Source organism: Geobacter grbiciae (assembly GCF_018531165.1).
Classification (GTDB): Bacteria; Desulfobacterota; Desulfuromonadia; order Geobacterales; family Geobacteraceae; genus Geobacter; species Geobacter metallireducens.
Map to the genome: position 1 here is coordinate 36,614 of NZ_JAHDIW010000020.1, position 16,614 is coordinate 53,227.

Consider the following 16,614-nt stretch of genomic DNA (forward strand, 5'->3'; position numbering starts at 1 on the left):
AGAGTTTTCAGATTTCCGAGGTTGACAATGTCCTGGATTCTCATGGCCACTGTGGCTGTGGCATGTTCCGTATTCATCCTGACGCTGGTGAATGTGTACCTCTACTGCTCCTACCGGGAGAGGTTCATGAAGCTGTGGGTAATCTCCTGGGTGCTGCTTGAACTCAGGTATCTCTTCAATATTGCCTCGGTTGTCCTGCCTGATGTTGGAATTTTTCATCTAGCCAATTACCTTATGTTCATCGCCAGTGCGGTCTTTCTTATTAAAGGCACCAGGGCTTTTATTGGCAAACCGCCGGAGAGATGGTCCGGCATGATTGCGGCAGTTACAGCTCTCTGTACCGTTATTGTCATTTTTCTGGGCATGCCGGTCATGATGGCCGTGATTCCGCTCTTCGCCTTCATGGCATTGGCCTATATTTATATCGGGATTCAATTTCTGAAGCAGGCCAGGCATTACGGGATAGGGAGCCGCATCGTGGGAGGGCTGTTCATCGTCTGGGGAATCCACCAGGCCGATTACCCGCTGCTGCGACCAATAGAGTGGATCGCCCCATGGGGGTTTCTGTTCGGGAGCGTGCTGACAACCTCAATCGCAATAGGTTTGATCATCATCTATTTTGAAAAAACACAACGGATTCTGAAGGAAAAGGATACGCGACACTCCAACCTGATAGAATCCACCAGCAACTGGATATGGGAAATCGATGCTGACACTGTCTACACGTATGCCAGCCCCCAGGTGAAGGCTTTGCTTGGTTACAAGGCGGAAGAGGTACTCGGGAAAACTCCGTTCGACTTGATGCCTCCGGAGAAAGCCCTCCGCATCAAGGATTACTGGGCCGGAATCAGTGCGAGGAGAGAGCGGATCCACGGACTGGAATGCCCCTATCGGCATAAGGATGGCCGGCTAATGGTGCTGGAGACAAATGGTGTACCCTATTACAATGCCGATGGTGACTTTGCCGGCTATCGCGGGATGGCGCAGGATATCACCGAGCGGAAGCGGACGGAGGAGCAGATCCGGACCCTCAATTCCGAGCTTGAGCAGCGGGTCAGGGAGCGGACCGAGGAGCTGGAGCAATCCCTGCGAGAGATGGAAACCTTCTGCTATACGGTGTCCCACGACCTCCGCACCCCCTTGAGGGGAATCCACGGATTCAGCTCCATTCTCCAGCAGGATTACGCCGAACGGCTTGACCAGGAGGGGAAGGAATACCTGCAGCGGATCGGCGGTGCCGCCAACCGCATGGGGGAGCTGATCGACGACCTGCTGGGACTCTCCCGTGTCAACCGGGACGAGCTGAGGCGGGTTCCGGTGGATCTGACCACCCTGGCCGGGGAGATCGCCGACGACCTCACCCGGAGCCAGCCGGAGCGGAACGTGGAGTTCGTCATCGCGCCGGGACTCCGGGCCACGGGCGATCCGTCACTACTGGGGGCGGTCCTGGCAAACATCATCCATAACGCATGGAAGTTTAGCTCCCGCAATCCCGCTGCTCGCATCGAGGTGGGCTCCCGCACTGACGGGGAGGAACAGGTCTTCTACGTGAGGGACAACGGGGTGGGGTTCGACATGCAGTACGCAGACAAGCTCTTCCTCCCCTTCCATCGTCTCCACGCGGCCGAGGGATTCGAGGGGACCGGCATCGGCCTCGCCACGGTCCAGCGGATCATCGAGCGGCACGGGGGGCGGGTCTGGGCCGAAAGCGAACCGGGCGAGGGGACTACGTTCTTCTTCACCGTCCACGATGAAAAAAATACTTGAAACACGGAGCAACGGAGCAACGGAGAAAAATCTGAGAATTGAATTTATTGAAAATCAGCGGGCATTGAGTTTTTTGTTTTTCTCCGTGTGCTCCGTTGCTCCGTGTTATTCAGGCCTTTCCCCGGTTAATCGAAGTCGATCCGGTAGGTGATGTCCGCCCCCAGTTCGGTGCCGGCTTGGGTTTCGATCTCCAGCTGTTTCATGAGCCGGTAGCGGAGGACCACCTGATTCCGCTCGCTGAAGAGGGACCTCCCGTAGCTCAGGTAGAGATCGGGGGTCAGATATTTCCCCACCGTCACCATCGTTTCCCCGATTCCCGCCGTTGATGCCGCCGTACCGCCGGGGGCGACGGCAATCTTGCGGTATCCTCCGTAGGACGTCCCCTTTGCCCCGGAGACGTCGAGCACGTCGATTCCTATCCGCTGCCTCAACTGGTCCTGCAGGGAGACCGACTGTCCCGCCGACAGGAGTGCCCCGGCCGCCTTCATCAGGAGGCCGGTATCTCCCTGGTCCCCGCTCAGGGGACGCCCCAGGACGATGTAGGAGAGGATCTCCGTGTCGGGCATCGCCGGCTCCGAGTAGAGCTTGACCACCGGCTGATCCGCGGTACCGGTCACCGTGACCCCCGCCTTCACGTCCCCCTCGGTGCGCAGCGCCAGAAAGTCGAGGGTCGGCCGGTCGATGGGCCCCCCGGCGTAGAAGACCCTTCCCCGCACGATCTCCAGCTTTACCCCGTAGGTGCTGTAGTGCCCTTTGATTACCCTGATGGCGCCGGTGCTCGTTACCCGGTCGGGGCACAGGATCGCCAGGTCCACGCTACCCCCGAGCTGGGCATCGATTCCTTCCGTCTTGACGATCACCCGGTCGCCGAGGGTCACCCCGATCCTGATGTCGAGGGCCAGGGGAAACTCTGTCTCTTCGTGGGGGGGCGCGCCCTCCAGAACCACGTCGGGGCTTGATTTGACGGGGCCGCCGGTCCCCGCTGCGGTGACGAGGAGCTCGGGGACGGTGATCTCACCCCGGACCGCCACCTTGGCCGGAGTCCCCTCGAAGGTGAGCTTCGGGGTGGCGAGCATCTGGACCTCGGGGATGTTGACCGTCTGGAACCGGTCGCCGGTCACGGTTCCCCGGTAGCTGGCAACGCGCCACCGGTCAAGCCCGATCACGGCGGTGGCGGTGAGGGAGCCGGCACCCGACTTGGTCTTGAGAGATTCGATGGTGATCTCGTTGCCGGCGAGGCGGCCGTTGAGGGCGACGCCGTCGAGGCGGATCCCAGCCGGCGGAAGGTAGGCGCCGGCATCGGCCAGGGCGAAGGTGCCGCCGAGGCGGGGGGCCTGCCACGTGCCGTCGACGCCGAGGTCGAGCCGGAGCGTGCCGTGGCTCTCCTGGACCAATCCCGGGAAGAGGAGGGCGAGAACGCCCCGCTCCCGGAGTTCCCCGGTGAGGGTGGCCTGGACCGGTCCCCGGGGATCGAGGGAGGTCGGGATGCGGGCCGCCAACGGGAGCCGGAAGGTCCCTTTGGCCTCCCCATACTCGGCGAGAGTCAAGGAGAGGTTCCCGGCCAGAGCCGTGTCGCGCCAGTTCCAGGAGGCGTCGGCCTGCCGCAAGTGGACCGCGTACTCCCGCACCCCGTCGTGCCGGCGGACGGTTCCCTGGCTGACCGCTGCCGTCCCCCGGGCGTCGATGCGGGAGCCGGGGAGGAGGCTTCCCCCGGCCTCTCCGGCAAGGCGGCCCGAGAGGTCCACCCCCTTCGGAAGCCATGGCCGGGCCAGGGCCAGATCGAGCCCTTTCCACGAAGCGGTGAACTCGCCCCGCTCGGGCACGGCAAAGCGGGCCGCCCCCCGGGAGGAGAAGCGGGCCTGCAGCGTCCCGCCGTCGGCACTCTCCAGGTCGAGCCGCGTCTCCATCCCCTCCGGTCCCCCCTGGAGGGCGAGGGCCAGTTTCGGGACGGCAATCTCCTGCCCCCCTGCCGTAACCGCAGCCTGGGCCGTGGCGTCGCCGGTGAATATCAGCCGGTCATCGGTCCGGAGTCGGGCGCCTTTCCCGACCCCTCCCCGCCAGGAGAGGGAAACCTCCCCGTGGGCGCCGGTGGCGTTTATGCCCCCGTCGGCTCCGGCCCACCGGAAGGCGCCAGCGGCGAGACTTCCGCGCCCCGCGAGATCCATGCGATTGTCCGGCAGCAGGTGGGCCGTGGCGTTCCCCGAAAGTCGTCCCGCAAGGTGGAACTCCCGGGGGAGCCAGGGGGCGGCGTGGGCCAGGTCAAGCTCCTGCCAGCTTCCCCGGACGGTCCCCAGGAGCGTCTTGCGGCCAAGGTCCGCCGCCAGTTCCAGCCGTTCGCCCCCGGTGCCCGCCAGAACGAGGGGGCCGAGGGTGATTGCGGCGGAGGTGACGGCCAGGTCTGCCGGGGCTGTCAGGTGCACCGGTCCCGCAGGGTCCCGGGCCGCGAGGCGGGTAATCCGGCCGCGCCAGCTCCCGTCGGCATAACCGCCGGCGAAGGTTGCGGCGGCGGAGTAGGCGCCGGAGCGGATGTCTCCCTCGACGGTGTGCCGCGCGAGGCTGCCTGCCGCAGTGATGGCGGCGGTGTCGGCCCGGAGCGTTCCGGCGCTGACCCCGGTCAGGCGGAGGCGGGCGGCGAGGGTTTCCGTTGCGTCGTCGGCGAGGCTTGCGGCCACGTCGGCGGAGGCGACGGTGAGGGTGCCGGTGCCGAGTCCCGATCCCGTGCCCGTGATGCTGCCGGCCAGCCGGTCGTTGCGGTAGCGGGTCCACCCTTCGAGGGCGAGGCGCCCGCGGGTGTCAGGGACAAGACCCCCCAGGTCGGTGATGTCGGCCGTGAAGCCGATCCGTTCCCGGAGCGCCCCTTGGGCCTCCAGGTCGAACCCCTTGCCGTGGAGGGCGAGCTCCCTGACCTGCAGGTCGCTGCCGTCGGAGCGGGTGTCCAGGGCGCCGGTGAGGGGGTGTCCCCGCAGGCGGCTCTCCCGCAGGGTGAGGTTCACCGTCCCCGAGGGGAGGGGGGTGCCGGCCCAGCGGGCGCCGCCGCTGATGTCCAGATTTACCGCGCCGTCCCAGCCGGGGGTGATCCGGGCTGGGTCGAGGCCCCGCCCCCGCAGGGAGCCGGAGAGGGCGAACCCTTTGTCCCACCCGAGGTTCAAGGCTCCGCTCACCGTTCCCCCCAGGAGGTTCCCGGCCAGGGAGGAGAGCACCATTCCCCGGTCGGTCCCCTTCACTGCTGCGCCCAGCCGGGCGGTTCGCCACCCCTTGCCGGCATTGGCCAGATCGACGTGCCCCCGGTAGTCCCGCCAGGTTCCGGCAAGGGCCACGGTGCCGGAGATGGCCGTGGCGGTTCCCGTCTCGGGGGCCAGGTCGAGGGATTCGAGCGTGGCCCGCAGATCCGCCACCGGGTCTCCGGCCGTGAGGGTTACGGTCCCGTCGGCGGTGACGGTGCCGCGCCTCCCCCCTTCGGCGAGGCGGAGAGCGTGGAGGGTGAAGCCGGTGCGGGTCATCCCCACCTTCCCCGCCAGTGTTGCCGACCGCTTTGCCCCGTCGGCGGCCATGAGGGAGAGGGTGCCCGCCATCTGCTCCGGGGCGCGGGCCGGCGTCAGCCGCGTCGCCAGGGTGAAGCGGCGGAACCCGGCAATCGCATCAGCCGTGACAGCGGTAAGGTCGGCCCCCAGGGCCGGCCGTTCAAAGGCCGCCACCACCTGGCCGGTCATGGCGCCGGCGGGGGCTCGGGCGGAGAGCCTGCCGACGGTAAGGGTCCGGTCGTGCCAGGTGACGCGTGCGGACAGGTCCCCCACGTCCTGTATCGGCCCGGTCCTGCGCCGGTAGCGGAGTCCCGTGATCCCCAGTTCGTCCACGAAGCCGTCGATGCGGGCGCCGACGCCGGTGACGGTGGGCCAGGCGAGGTCCGGCGCGGCGGTGCTCGGAGGGGCGTTGTCCTGGATCAGGACCCGGTCCAGGGAGAGCTCCCTTACTGCCACGGTGCCGGTGAGGAGGAGCAGGGGGTGCCACCGGAACCGCAACCGCTCCGCCTCCAGATACCCCGTGGGCCATGCCGCGCGTACCCCCCCGAGGCGCAAGTCGCGCCCCGCCCTTCCTTCCACCTGCCGTGCCGTGATTGTCAGGGGGGTCAGGTGCGATATGGCCGCCAGGAGCCACCGGGCACCCTCCGGTGTCCCCAGGAGCCAGCGGGCCGCGAATCCCCCGGCCAGGAGGACTCCCAGAATCAGCACCACGAGAAGGTAAGCGGCAATCCGTTTCACAGCTCGAACCCTATGGTCAGGTGGATGCGGAAGGCCGGATTGTCGACGCCGATCTGCCGGGCCACGTAGAGGTTGATGGCGCCCACGAGGGTATAGTAGTGGATGCCGAACCCCGCCCCCTGGTAGAGGCGGATTTTGGTGAGATCGTTGAAGGCGTTTCCCGCGTCGTAGAAGAGGGAGACCCCCCAGTTGGTGAAAAGGGCCCGCTGGAGCTCGATGCTTCCTTCAAGCAGGTTCCGGCCGCCGATCACTTCCCCCGAAGCGTTTCGGGGGCCCAGGGATTTGTAGGAGTAGCCCCGCACGCTCCGGTCGCCGCCGGCGAAAAACCGCAGCGATGCCGGCAACTCGGCCAGGGGGTCGTTGAGGAAGGTGAGCCCCCCTGCGACCCGGCTGAGGAGGGAGAGGCGCCAGGGGAGCGGGACGATGGCGCTCCCCTCGGCCCGAACCTGGATGAGCCCCGTGTCTGACCCCAGGTACTGGTGGGTGCCGCTTCCCTCGACCATGAAGCGATACCCCCTGGTGGGGCGGACCAGGTTGTCGAAGCGGTGCTCGGAGTAGCGGATGCCCGGCAGGACCAGGAGGGAGCTGGAGTCCTCGCCGGCAATGGTGAACCCCTCCTGGTGGACCCGCAGGAAGATGGTGCCGAGCTTTCCCCTTCCCATGCTCCGGTTCACGCTCCCTTCCAGGGCCGCAAGGCGGCTTATGTAGGTGCTCACATCCTCCTTCTGAAGGTTGAGCTGCAGCGCGGAGTAGGTCCGGGTATCCCGGGGCGACGGGATGACATAGTTGGCGGCGATCCCCTGGAGGCGCTCCGAGAGATAGAGCTGGGATTGGAACTCGTGCCCCAGGCCCAGGACGTTCAGGTGACGATAGGTGAGGGAACCCCGAGCCCCGGTGTCGGTGCCGTAGCCAATCCCCGGCTGCAGCCGTTGGGTGTGGCCGGGCTTGAGGGTGATGGTCACGGGAACCTGGTGGTCGTGGGCGTGTTCCCGGTCGGGGGTGACGATCACCTCGGCGAAACGCTCGGTATTGGTGAAGTTGAGCTGGGTTTCGCCCAGCCGGGCATAGGAGAAGGGGCGGCCCGGCTTGATGGCGACGTAGCGGCGGAGGAATTCGTCGGGATAGCTAGGTGCCCCGGTGATGGTCACCTCGCCGAAGCGGTAGAGGGTGCCCGTGTCGAGGACGAGCCGGATGTCGGCCTTGGTCCGGTCGGGGGAGATGCGGATCTCGTGGGTGGAGAATGCGGCATCCAGGTAGCCGAGGGCCAGGGCCTTGGAGCGAAGGACCCCCTTGGCCTCCTCGTAGTTGGGCTGGACGAGGAGATCGCCGGTATGGAGGGGGAATTGGCCGGTCAGCCCCGTCAGGGTCTTGTTGGCGCTCCCCGCGCCGGCCAGGGTAACCTGGACGCTGGATACGATAACCGGGGGGCCGGGGTCGATGTCGGCCTTGAGGCGGTAGTTCCCCTCCGGGGTTTCCACCAGGGAGGTGGTGATCCGCGCCCGGTAGTAGCCGAAGGGCTCCAGGGCCGACCGGACCCGTTCCTGGGCCTGGCCCGCGAAGCGCTCCAGCCACTGGGTGTCCACTTTCCCGTCCCGCACGAGGCCGTAGGGGAGGGCGAGGGCCTTCTTCACGTTTTCCAGGGCCTCCCCCTCAACCCCTTCCACCACCGTTTCCACCGGTTCCGCGGCGCGGAGGAGGAGAGCGCCGCCGAGCAGAATCCAGAGGAACACGGCAGGCGCTAACCCTGCGCGGACGAAGATATTCCGGAAGCGGGTGGTTGATATGGGGGGAGGCGCTTGGATGGCCATTGTTGTCCTGTCCCGGGTGGTGGTTTCCGGTCACAAGTGTACCGGCTGACAGGGCTCATGGCAATCCCTTCATCTGCCTGCGGGGAACGGGAGCGACACAGCTCTTGACAACGGCTTTCGTCCCGTTCATGGTCAGGGCAACCCATGGAGGAAGGAGAGATATCCCATGAACTATCAGACAGGAACTCCGGGGCGCATCGTGGTGGCCCGGTTCGATCACGGCGAGGACGTCCTGGCCGGGCTTGAGGAAATCGCCCGTCGGGAGGGGCTGCGGGCCGCGGCCTTCCATCTCGTGGGGGCCCTCAAGGGGGGACGCTACGTGGTAGGGCCGGAGGCCGAGGAGCTGCCGCCGGTGCCGGTCTGGCGTCGGCTTGAGGAAAGCCACGAGGCGGTGGGGTTTGGCACCATCTTCTGGGAGGGGGACCGGCCCAAGGTCCACTTCCATGGCGCCTACGGCAAGGGGGATGCCGTGCGGGTCGGCTGCCTGAGGGAGGCCTCCGAGGTGTTCCTCGTCCTGGAAGCGGTCATAACCGAGATCCGGGGAGTGACCGCCATCCGGGAACTGGACCCCGCCTCGGGGATGGTGCTGCTGAAGGTGTGATGCTGATGGAGGGATCATGAAAAAGCGAGAGGGTTTTTCCGACGCCCCCCTGGTCTGGTCGTCGGAGCACGGAAGGGTCTGCCCCGGCTGCGGCAAGCCGGCGGCAGGGTGCGTCTGCAAAAAGCAGCAGAAGAGCCCGGCCGGCGACGGCATCGTCCGGGTCCGGCGCGAGTCCAAGGGGCGTGGCGGCAAGACCGTGACGGTCATCACCGGCGTTCCCCTGGGGAGCGACGGGATCGCGGCCCTGGCCGGCGAGCTCAAGCGCCGCTGCGGCACCGGCGGCACGGTGAAGGAGGGGAACATCGAGATCCAGGGGGACCATGCCGATCTCCTGGTGGCGGAACTGACAAAGCGGGGCTACACCGTGAAGCGGGCAGGGGGGTAGGATGAGGCGCTGGATCGTTCTTGCGGCTGCGACCCTGCGGCTGGCGCCGCTTACCGCTGAGGAGGAGGCGCCGTGAATCCTTACCGCATCGGCATAGACCTGGGGGGGACCAAGATCGAGGCCCTGCTCCTCGGCCCCGAGGGGGAGGAGCATTCCCGGCGGCGGATTCCGTCCCCGGCCGGCATGGGGTACGAAGCGGTCGTCGCCGCCGTGGCTGGGCTGGTCGATGAGGCGGCCGGCCGGATTCCGGAGGGTGCCCGCCGGACCATCGGCATCGGCATTCCCGGCTCCGTCGATCCGGTCACTGGGCTCGTGCGCAATGCCAACTCCACCTGCCTCATCGGCAAGCCGCTCCAGGGAGACCTGGAGTCCCGCCTGGGGTGCTCCGTTGCGCTTCGAAACGATGCCGACTGCTTCACCATGGCCGAGTGCAGGATGGGGGCCGGCCGCGGGTACGGCCTCGTCTTCGGCGTCATCATGGGGACCGGCTGCGGCGGCGGTATCTGCATCGACGGCGTGGTGCGCGAGGGGCCCCACCGGATCGCCGGCGAGTGGGGGCACATCTCGGTGGACCCTGCCGGCGCCCCCTGTTATTGCGGCAACCGGGGGTGCGTGGAGACGAAGATAAGCGGCTCCGGCGTGGAGCGGGCCTTTTGTGCCGACCATGGTGAAGGGATTGTCATGGAGGAAATCGTCCGGTTGGCCCGTGAGGGAGAGCTCCGCTGCACCGTCGCCTTCGACCGCTTCCTGGACGACTTCGGCCGCTGCCTCGGGGGGCTCATCTCCATCCTCGACCCTGATGCCGTGGTCCTTGGCGGCGGGCTCTCCAACATCGACGAACTCTATACCATCGGCGTCGCGCGGGTGCGCCGGTACGCATTCCACGACGCGCTCCGGACGCCGATTCTCAGGAACCGGCTCGGCGATTCGGCCGGCGTCATCGGCGCCGCGTGGATCGGGAGGTGACACCATGAAACATATCTGCGTCTTCTGCGGTTCCAGCCCCGGCAGGAACCCCGTCTATCGCGTCGCCGCCGAGGCGATGGGCCGGCTTCTGGCCCGGGAGGGGATCGGCCTCGTCTACGGCGGGTCGAGTATCGGCCTCATGACGGCCGCGGCCGACGCGGCCCTGGCAGCCGGCGGCGAGGTGATCGGCGTCATCCCCCGCTGCCTGGAGGTCAAGGAGATCGCCCACCCCGGGCTCTCGGCCCTCCACGTGGTGGAGACCATGCACGAGCGCAAGGCCCTCATGGCCGGGCTGGCCGACGGCTTTGTCGCCCTTCCCGGCGGCATGGGGACCTTCGACGAGTTTTTCGAAGTGGTCACCTGGGCACAGCTCGGCATCCACGCCAAGCCGTGCGGCCTATTGAACGTGGCGGGGTACTACGACCGGCTGACCGCGTTTCTCGATCACACCGTGGCCGAGGGATTCGTCAAGAAGGAGCTCCGGGAGATGATCGTCGTGGAAGAACGCCCCGATGCGCTGCTAGAGCGTTTCCGCGCCTACCGGCCGCCGGTGGCGGAAAAGTGGCTCGATCTGGGCGGGGTGTGAGCTAGAAATCCAGCGGGCTTTTCGCCTCTTTCACTGTCCGGACCGGCACGCAGTGGGTATAGATCATGGTTGTTTTGAGGCTTGCGTGTCCCAGCTTGGTCTGGATGGTGCGGATATCGTAATTGGCTTGCAAAAATGCAGGCTGAAGACTGAGGGGTGAAGACTGAAGGTCAATCATCACGCAACGACCGAATCAAAGCACTCAAGACCTTTTCTGTCTCGATAATCGTTGGGTCAGCTAATGACCAGTCCTGAGGGCTCAAAAATCCCAACCGCTTAGACAGCCCAAGCTGATAGCGCAATTCTCTCAACGATCCAAAGGCAATGGTAAGAAACCTGAGATAATCCGACTGGCTGGTACGAGCGCACCCCTCCACGATATTTGAGGGCACGGATACCGCAGCACGCCGTATTTGTGAGGTCAATCCATACAACTCTTCTTTCGGGAAGGCTACCGTTATCCGATAAGCCAACAGCGCCACTTCGTCAGCCAATACAAATGCCTTGAGCTTGTTATGATCACGCATGTTTTCCCCGTCAGTCTTCAGTCTTCAGCCTCCAGCCTTCAGTAATCCCCAAAGCTGCCGAGCGGCATTTCCTTTCTCTTGAGAACAGCCTCGAACCGGGCCATCGTGTCACGCGGGACTTGAATCATGAGCCATCCCCAGAAAGTGAAAAATACAAGCAGATCCGCGGCAAACTTAGCGCGGCGCGGGTTACGGTGTCAAATAGAAAATTCTCATAAAGTCTCTTTGTGGAGGCTGATATTCGTGCAAGGAGTCCGCCACCGGGAGTGAGGTGAAGAAACAGGCCATGACATGAGGCGCGGGCAATTGCTGGTGTCGACCTATACATGCGCCCGTGATAGCAGGAACAAGAGCAAAAGGGCTCAAGAGTGAGCTCGTATCATATGAGAACTGCCAGTAACAGCTGTAAAATATGAGCGGATACCTGCCGACAAGACGATCATATTCAGACATATCCATTGAAAACGCCTCATAATGGCGCTACTATTCCCGCTGTATCATCAATAAATCCGGAGAAAATTCCAAGGGCAGCGAATGCTACGCGGCTTAGCGCAACATCAGTTTATGCGGCGGCTTCGCACCGCATAAACTTAAAGTGTTGGTCCATAAGGAAAAGAAATGGGATTCCCAAGAAAATTCAAGGAGCTTCTGGAAATTGAACTGAGCGACGTAGACCGACCAGACGAAGCATGGTTGACGTATGCAGTTTGTGCCACTGAAAAGGATTCGTGTGGCTGGGGCGGTTGGATGTTGGAGGATATACGCAAAAACGCAGATGGAAATGACCCGTCACTTGTTCTCCCTGCGTTTTGTGAACAAGTTTGTCCTCGTTGCGGAAAAGAAACTTTTCGTACCGGCGCCACGTTAAAGTTTGTTCCGTCATCAGATCAATCCGGGCGATTAGTGCCTGGAGTTGACTACGAAGAGTTACCAATTGAATATGATGAGGATGAGGTCTAACGACAAACCACAATCACGAATGCTGTGGTATCAGCTTTATCTCCAGTTTACAGTTAACAGCGGCAGCGTACTTGCGAAGCATCTCAAGAGACGGGGAATGACGGTGAGAACCGAGCGAAGCCTCAACCCTCGCCAACGATGGCTGCGAAACTCCCATTTTAGCCGCCACTTGTTCCTGGGTCATCCCAGCCTGGCGCCGCGCCGCTAACAGGGCATCCAAAGCTGCAAATTCATCATCCAAGGCATCCCATGCCTGTTTGAAATTGGGGTCTTGAAGCTCATTCTCCAATTTTTTCTTGGGGTGGTACGAAACCGGCTTATAGCTCATGACTAATTACCTCCTTCTGCCGAGTGAGCGCTATATCGAGTTCCCGTTTTGGTGTCTTATCCGTCTTTTTGATGAAACTGTGAAGAATAACGATCTTTCTTCCGACCATGGTGCAAAAAAACGCTCTTCCAATTCCTTCTTCTGCCTTGGCGCGGATCTCAAAAAGGCCATTACCAAGCGCACGTGTATGCGGCATCCCCAAGTTGGGGCCGTATTCTTCCATGCGTACGGTTAATGCTCGAAATCGAGCACGCAAACCAACAGGCCAAGCATCAAGCTCAGCCTCGACAGTTTCATTGTAATATGAAAGTCGGAAAACCATGATTCAAATATACCACGCATGTTATAAATGTAAAGGATTTTAAAAGCGCGGCCCCAACCATCGGCAAGACCCGCCGAGGGCGGGTCAGCCTCATTACCGTTGCACTAAACCGCTTCGCGGCAACTCAAAACAAATCATAAAAGCTCATAAAATCAGATAAATACGCAACTGCACAAGACTCATATTGGGCAGCCTCTTCGGAGGCTGCCTTTTTTGTTGTCTGATAGGGCCATTTCCTTTCACCTTGAGCGATATCCGGCAACAACCGGAAATCACAGGAAAAGGAGAAAGGATCATGACCGAATTGAGAAGAAGGATGAAGGAGGATCTGCAGCTTGCCGGTTATTCGCCCCGGACTGTTGCCAGCTACATCGACACCGTGCGAGTGCTGGCAAACTATTACCATCGCTCACCCGACCTGATCACCGAGGATGAAATACGCCAATTCTTCCTTTACATGATCAACGAGCGCAAGTCGTCAGCCAGTTCGATTACCGTCTATCTGTGCGGCATCAAATTTTTTTATGAAACCACCCTGAAGCGGACCTGGCAAATCTTCGACCTGATCAAGCCGCTGCGAACCAAGAGACTGCCGGCAGTGTTGTCGCCGGAGGAAGTGCGGATCATCCTGAAAGGGATTACCCATCCGGTCTATCGCATTGCCCTGACCACCATCTATGCCTGTGGACTGCGCGTTTCCGAGGGGGTGCGGCTTACAGTGAGCGACATCGACAGCAGGCGACAGCTTTTGCGGGTGCACAATGGCAAGGGGGGCAAAGACCGCTATGTCCATCTTGCCGATCGTCCCTTGGAGCTTCTGCGGGACTATTGCCGCCAGCACGGCATCGTTACAGGATTTCTCTTCCCCCACAAAGACGGCCACATCAGTTGTGAGAACCTGCAAGTTGCATTCAGAAAGGCGGTCCGAAGCAGCAGCGTCGACAAACCTGCTACGGTCCATACGCTGCGCCATTCCTACGCCACACACCTTCTGGAGAGCGGTGAAGATATCCGGGTCATCAAGGATCTGCTCGGCCATACCAGCATTACCACCACCGACATCTACACCCACGTGACCGGCAAGATCGCCACCCGGCTCCACGTCAACCTCAACGGGATGATGGACAACCTCCAGCCATGATCGAGCTGGCGGACGTCGTAAGAATTCATGGCCCGGAGTATCTGGACAAGTTCGGCGACCGGATGCCCAAGAACCACAAGCGGGCGCTTTTCGCCATCGCAGCCTGTCGCACCGAGGAGATGGGGGGACATCTGCAGGAATGCGATCATCACTGCGGCCACTTCGATTATGCCTATCACTCCTGCAAAAACTCCAGTTGTCCCAAGTGCCATGGCGCCGACACCACCAGGTGGCTGGCAAAGCAGCAAGCGCAACTTCTGCCCGTCCCCTACTTCCATCTGGTCTTTACCCTGCCGTCAGAACTCAGAGACGTGGTGCGCCGCAATCAGCATGCGCTCTATGGCCTCCTCTTTGAAGCGGCGATAGCGGCCCTGACCAAGCTCGGCCTTGACCGCAAATACCTTGGTGGCCGTCTGGGGATGGTTGCCGTGCTCCATACCTGGACCCGGGCCAAGGAATACCATCCCCACCTCCATCTCCTCGTTCCGGGGGGCGCCCTCGACAAGGACGGGGTCTGGCGACCGTCCCGCAAAAAGTTTCTCGTGCCGGTCAAGGCGCTCTCGCCGGTCTTTCGGGCCATCTTCATGAAGCGCGCCCGCAAGGCACTGCCCGCGGAAACCTTCCCCCAAGAGGTCTGGGATAAGGATTGGGTCGTCTTCTCCCGGCCGACCTTCAAGAAAACGAAAAAGGTGCTGACCTACCTCTCCCGCTATGTCTACCGCGTCGCCATTGCCAACAACAGCATCATTGCCCTGGAAAATGATCACGTGACGTTCCGTTACCAGAACGCCGACACCAGACAGTGGAAGACCATGACTCTTGCGGCAATGGAATTCCTGCGCCGCTTTCTCCAGCACGTTCTGCCCAAGGGGTTTCACAAGGTGCGCTACTTCGGCTTCCTGCACCCGACCAACAGGGGAACCCTCAGGAGACTGCAACTGTTGCTGTGGGAGAGAGATCGTAAGCAAGCTGCTGAATCGGAGCAGAACGTTGCGGCCGGAACCGAAGTCGTAAAGGTCTGCCCCTGTTGCAAGGAGGGCATCATGGTGGTGGTGTCATGGTTGCCGAGAAGGGCAAGGAGTCCGCCACCGGGAGTGAGGTGAAGAAACAGGCCATGACATGAGGCGCGGGCAATTGCTGGTGTCGACCTATACATGCGCCCGTGATAGCAGGAACAAGAGCAAAAGGGCTCAAGAGTGAGCTCGTATCATATGAGAACTGCCAGTAACAGCTGTAAAATATGAGCGGATACCTGCCGACAAGACGATCATATTCAGACATATCCATTGAAAACGCCTCATAATGGCGCTACTATTCCCGCTGTATCATCAATAAATCCGGAGAAAATTCCAAGGGCAGCGAATGCTACGCGGCTTAGCGCAACATCAGTTTATGCGGCGGCTTCGCACCGCATAAACTTAAAGTGTTATACGAATTACAGTTTCACCAGTTTGCCCGGGATCCTGCATCGCTCCAATGTTTCGACGTTTGCGGATCCGTATGCCACCAGAACAGAGGGAGCGCCAGAGTTAGCCGCCGCCTGCTCTCCGGTTACATGGTGGAAGTAGAGCCGCCCCTGAATAAAAAGAACTGCCTGCGCCCGGGTCCAGACCTGTGAAAAGAACATCTCGGTTTCCGTCCTGGCAAAGATCAGCGCAATCCCGTTGCCATGATCGGCTAGCCTCCCGAGCCAGATACCAGTTGCGGATCCGTAAGGCGGGTTACACCAGACACGCCCGAACCACGGCTTTTTCAACCCATTGTCCAGTATCGTGTAATGTTCCCGGGCAGTCGGCCACGGACGATTTACCGGGGAACACGGATCCAGATCGAACGCTCCGAGGGCTTGCAGTATCCCGGGAGGTGTCAACCACTCGTCTTTACCTGCGTTCGCGCTGTGATGGGATCCAATAGCCATGATTCAAAACCTCGTATAACCCGTCATTCGAAGCGGATTCCACTCCGCTTCGCTCCGTTGCACCGCTCAATTCCTAGCCGTTGGAATACAAGAAGGAGAGAATCCAGTGCATGAATTCAAGATAGATGGACCGGCCTTCAAAGAAGGCTCACCTATTCATATTTCGGTTGCTGCACTGGATAGCTTCCAGTCAATACTTGACAAATCGTACCTGGTCCTTGCTGGTGCAAAAAGAATGTCAGCCAAGGACAGAGAAATCTTTTATCTTCGAGCTACAAGTTTTCGGCAAGGATCTTTGCTTACCAATTTCGAAATAGTCTTAAGCGGAATTCAGCTTGGACTGCCTTTCGTCAGTTCCTTCGGCCCACAAAATTTTTGGGAATATACAAAGGACTCATTTTCTTTTCTTAAAAACGTATGTACGGCAGTGCAAAAAAATGAAAAACCAACCTACGAATTCAATAACCAAGGAGACGCATCTGTTCACATTGGAGATAATCATTATCATTACCATGCGCCAGTGATTCAGATTGCTGAGCTGGCCCTGCCAAATTACCAAGATCTTGCTCATTTAATAGACCCATTAAAAGTAAACAAAATATTGTCAAAACCTGCAAACCAGGAAGAACCTGATATTTACATTGGGCCAAAGGACAGGGGGATGTTCGATATCCCAACTAGAATTGAAAAAGAGACCGTTTACTTGAAATGCGAGATATATGATTTCAACAAATACAAAAACAAAGGGAAGCTTTCCGTAAAGATTCCTGAACAGGCCGTTCCCCAAGGTGACTACAATTTTGAGATTTTTGGATCACAAGACAATGTTGAATACATCTATTCCATGTTGAAGCCGCTGGTTGAGCTGTATTGCCTTATAGAGATGGAGTCTAATCCTTTCGGCGATGATAAAGTCAATAAATTGCATATTACTGGTGTTAATTCTTGAAGGGAATCCCCAACAAAGCGGGCTCCTCGACGTTTTGAGTGGGTAAGGGTATGATTCGTCCTCATTCCCATACCCGGAGGTTTCATCACAGTCATGC

15 protein-coding genes are annotated in these 16,614 nt (G+C 60.9%); 9 read left to right on the plus strand and 6 right to left on the minus strand.

Annotated elements, in window-relative coordinates:
• Positions 1 to 27: 27 nt before the first annotated feature.
• Positions 28 to 1,767, plus strand: a complete 1,740-nt coding sequence (locus KJB29_RS17100) for a sensor histidine kinase (protein WP_215735549.1) — start codon at positions 28 to 30, stop codon at positions 1,765 to 1,767.
• Between the two features lie 125 nt (positions 1,768 to 1,892).
• Here the strand turns inward: KJB29_RS17100 and KJB29_RS17105 are convergent, their stop codons facing one another.
• Together KJB29_RS17105 and KJB29_RS17110 are read right to left on the minus strand one after the other, a co-directional pair.
• On the minus strand, positions 1,893 to 6,026 hold the full coding sequence (locus KJB29_RS17105; protein WP_215735550.1) for a translocation/assembly module TamB domain-containing protein: 4,134 nt from the start codon (positions 6,024 to 6,026) through the stop codon (positions 1,893 to 1,895).
• Entirely contained in the window at positions 6,023 to 7,834 is a 1,812-nt protein-coding gene (locus KJB29_RS17110; protein ID WP_215735551.1) for an autotransporter assembly complex protein TamA, read from the minus strand. The genes KJB29_RS17105 and KJB29_RS17110 overlap by 4 nt, the downstream gene beginning before the upstream one ends.
• Before the next feature lie 166 nt (positions 7,835 to 8,000).
• Here KJB29_RS17110 and KJB29_RS17115 point away from each other — a divergent pair, with 166 nt between their 5' ends.
• The 4 genes from KJB29_RS17115 (at position 8,001) to KJB29_RS17130 (ending at position 10,372) form a co-directional block, all read left to right on the plus strand.
• Positions 8,001 to 8,435, plus strand: coding sequence for a PPC domain-containing DNA-binding protein (locus KJB29_RS17115; protein ID WP_214187724.1), 435 nt, complete (start codon positions 8,001 to 8,003; stop codon positions 8,433 to 8,435).
• Between the two features lie 16 nt (positions 8,436 to 8,451).
• Entirely contained in the window at positions 8,452 to 8,820 is a 369-nt protein-coding gene (locus KJB29_RS17120; protein ID WP_215735552.1) for a translation initiation factor Sui1, read from the plus strand.
• A gap of 72 nt (positions 8,821 to 8,892) precedes the next feature.
• Complete coding sequence (locus KJB29_RS17125) at positions 8,893 to 9,786, plus strand: ROK family protein (protein WP_215735553.1); 894 nt, start codon at positions 8,893 to 8,895, stop codon at positions 9,784 to 9,786.
• 4 nt (positions 9,787 to 9,790) lie between these two features.
• Positions 9,791 to 10,372, plus strand: a complete 582-nt coding sequence (locus KJB29_RS17130; RefSeq protein ID WP_215735554.1) for an LOG family protein — start codon at positions 9,791 to 9,793, stop codon at positions 10,370 to 10,372.
• A gap of 170 nt (positions 10,373 to 10,542) precedes the next feature.
• On the opposite strand, the gene KJB29_RS17140 is transcribed toward KJB29_RS17130, so the two are convergent.
• On the minus strand, positions 10,543 to 10,899 hold the full coding sequence (locus KJB29_RS17140; protein ID WP_215735555.1) for a four helix bundle protein: 357 nt from the start codon (positions 10,897 to 10,899) through the stop codon (positions 10,543 to 10,545).
• A gap of 618 nt (positions 10,900 to 11,517) precedes the next feature.
• Between KJB29_RS17140 and KJB29_RS17145 the strand changes: the two genes are divergently transcribed.
• Positions 11,518 to 11,859: a hypothetical protein gene (locus tag KJB29_RS17145; protein ID WP_215735556.1), complete on the plus strand. Its 342-nt coding sequence runs from the start codon at positions 11,518 to 11,520 to the stop codon at positions 11,857 to 11,859.
• Positions 11,860 to 11,872: 13 nt separating this feature from the next.
• Here the strand turns inward: KJB29_RS17145 and KJB29_RS17150 are convergent, their stop codons facing one another.
• Together KJB29_RS17150 and KJB29_RS17155 are read right to left on the minus strand one after the other, a co-directional pair.
• Entirely contained in the window at positions 11,873 to 12,187 is a 315-nt protein-coding gene (locus KJB29_RS17150) for a helix-turn-helix domain-containing protein (RefSeq protein ID WP_215735557.1), read from the minus strand.
• Entirely contained in the window at positions 12,177 to 12,509 is a 333-nt protein-coding gene (locus KJB29_RS17155; RefSeq protein WP_215735558.1) for a type II toxin-antitoxin system RelE/ParE family toxin, read from the minus strand. Before KJB29_RS17155 ends, KJB29_RS17150 begins: the two co-directional genes overlap by 11 nt.
• A gap of 295 nt (positions 12,510 to 12,804) precedes the next feature.
• On the opposite strand from KJB29_RS17155, the gene KJB29_RS17160 reads away from it, so the two are divergent.
• Both KJB29_RS17160 and KJB29_RS17165 read left to right on the plus strand, forming a co-directional pair.
• Positions 12,805 to 13,650, plus strand: coding sequence for a tyrosine-type recombinase/integrase (locus tag KJB29_RS17160; RefSeq protein ID WP_215735559.1), 846 nt, complete (start codon positions 12,805 to 12,807; stop codon positions 13,648 to 13,650).
• Positions 13,647 to 14,753: an IS91 family transposase gene (locus tag KJB29_RS17165; protein WP_215735560.1), complete on the plus strand. Its 1,107-nt coding sequence runs from the start codon at positions 13,647 to 13,649 to the stop codon at positions 14,751 to 14,753. Before KJB29_RS17160 ends, KJB29_RS17165 begins: the two co-directional genes overlap by 4 nt.
• A gap of 332 nt (positions 14,754 to 15,085) precedes the next feature.
• Here the strand turns inward: KJB29_RS17165 and KJB29_RS17170 are convergent, their stop codons facing one another.
• Positions 15,086 to 15,568 (minus strand): phage N-6-adenine-methyltransferase, encoded by a 483-nt coding sequence (locus KJB29_RS17170; RefSeq protein WP_215735561.1) that lies wholly within the window; start codon positions 15,566 to 15,568, stop codon positions 15,086 to 15,088.
• A 106-nt stretch (positions 15,569 to 15,674) separates the two neighbouring features.
• On the opposite strand from KJB29_RS17170, the gene KJB29_RS17175 reads away from it, so the two are divergent.
• A complete protein-coding gene (locus KJB29_RS17175; protein ID WP_215735562.1) occupies positions 15,675 to 16,517 on the plus strand; it encodes a hypothetical protein in 843 nt (280 codons plus the stop codon).
• The last annotated feature ends 97 nt before the right edge of the window (positions 16,518 to 16,614 follow it).

Coding starts and splice junctions, on each gene's coding strand:
- KJB29_RS17130 (WP_215735554.1), top strand. CDS start 9,791: ATGAAACATATCTGCGTCTTCTGCGGTTCCAGCCCCGGCAGGAACCCC.
- KJB29_RS17110 (WP_215735551.1), bottom strand. CDS start 7,834: ATGGCCATCCAAGCGCCTCCCCCCATATCAACCACCCGCTTCCGGAAT.
- KJB29_RS17100 (WP_215735549.1), top strand. CDS start 28: ATGTCCTGGATTCTCATGGCCACTGTGGCTGTGGCATGTTCCGTATTC.
- KJB29_RS17155 (WP_215735558.1), bottom strand. CDS start 12,509: ATGGTTTTCCGACTTTCATATTACAATGAAACTGTCGAGGCTGAGCTT.
- KJB29_RS17150 (WP_215735557.1), bottom strand. CDS start 12,187: ATGAGCTATAAGCCGGTTTCGTACCACCCCAAGAAAAAATTGGAGAAT.
- KJB29_RS17165 (WP_215735560.1), top strand. CDS start 13,647: ATGATCGAGCTGGCGGACGTCGTAAGAATTCATGGCCCGGAGTATCTG.
- KJB29_RS17160 (WP_215735559.1), top strand. CDS start 12,805: ATGACCGAATTGAGAAGAAGGATGAAGGAGGATCTGCAGCTTGCCGGT.
- KJB29_RS17145 (WP_215735556.1), top strand. CDS start 11,518: ATGGGATTCCCAAGAAAATTCAAGGAGCTTCTGGAAATTGAACTGAGC.
- KJB29_RS17170 (WP_215735561.1), bottom strand. CDS start 15,568: ATGGCTATTGGATCCCATCACAGCGCGAACGCAGGTAAAGACGAGTGG.
- KJB29_RS17140 (WP_215735555.1), bottom strand. CDS start 10,899: ATGCGTGATCATAACAAGCTCAAGGCATTTGTATTGGCTGACGAAGTG.
- KJB29_RS17115 (WP_214187724.1), top strand. CDS start 8,001: ATGAACTATCAGACAGGAACTCCGGGGCGCATCGTGGTGGCCCGGTTC.
- KJB29_RS17120 (WP_215735552.1), top strand. CDS start 8,452: ATGAAAAAGCGAGAGGGTTTTTCCGACGCCCCCCTGGTCTGGTCGTCG.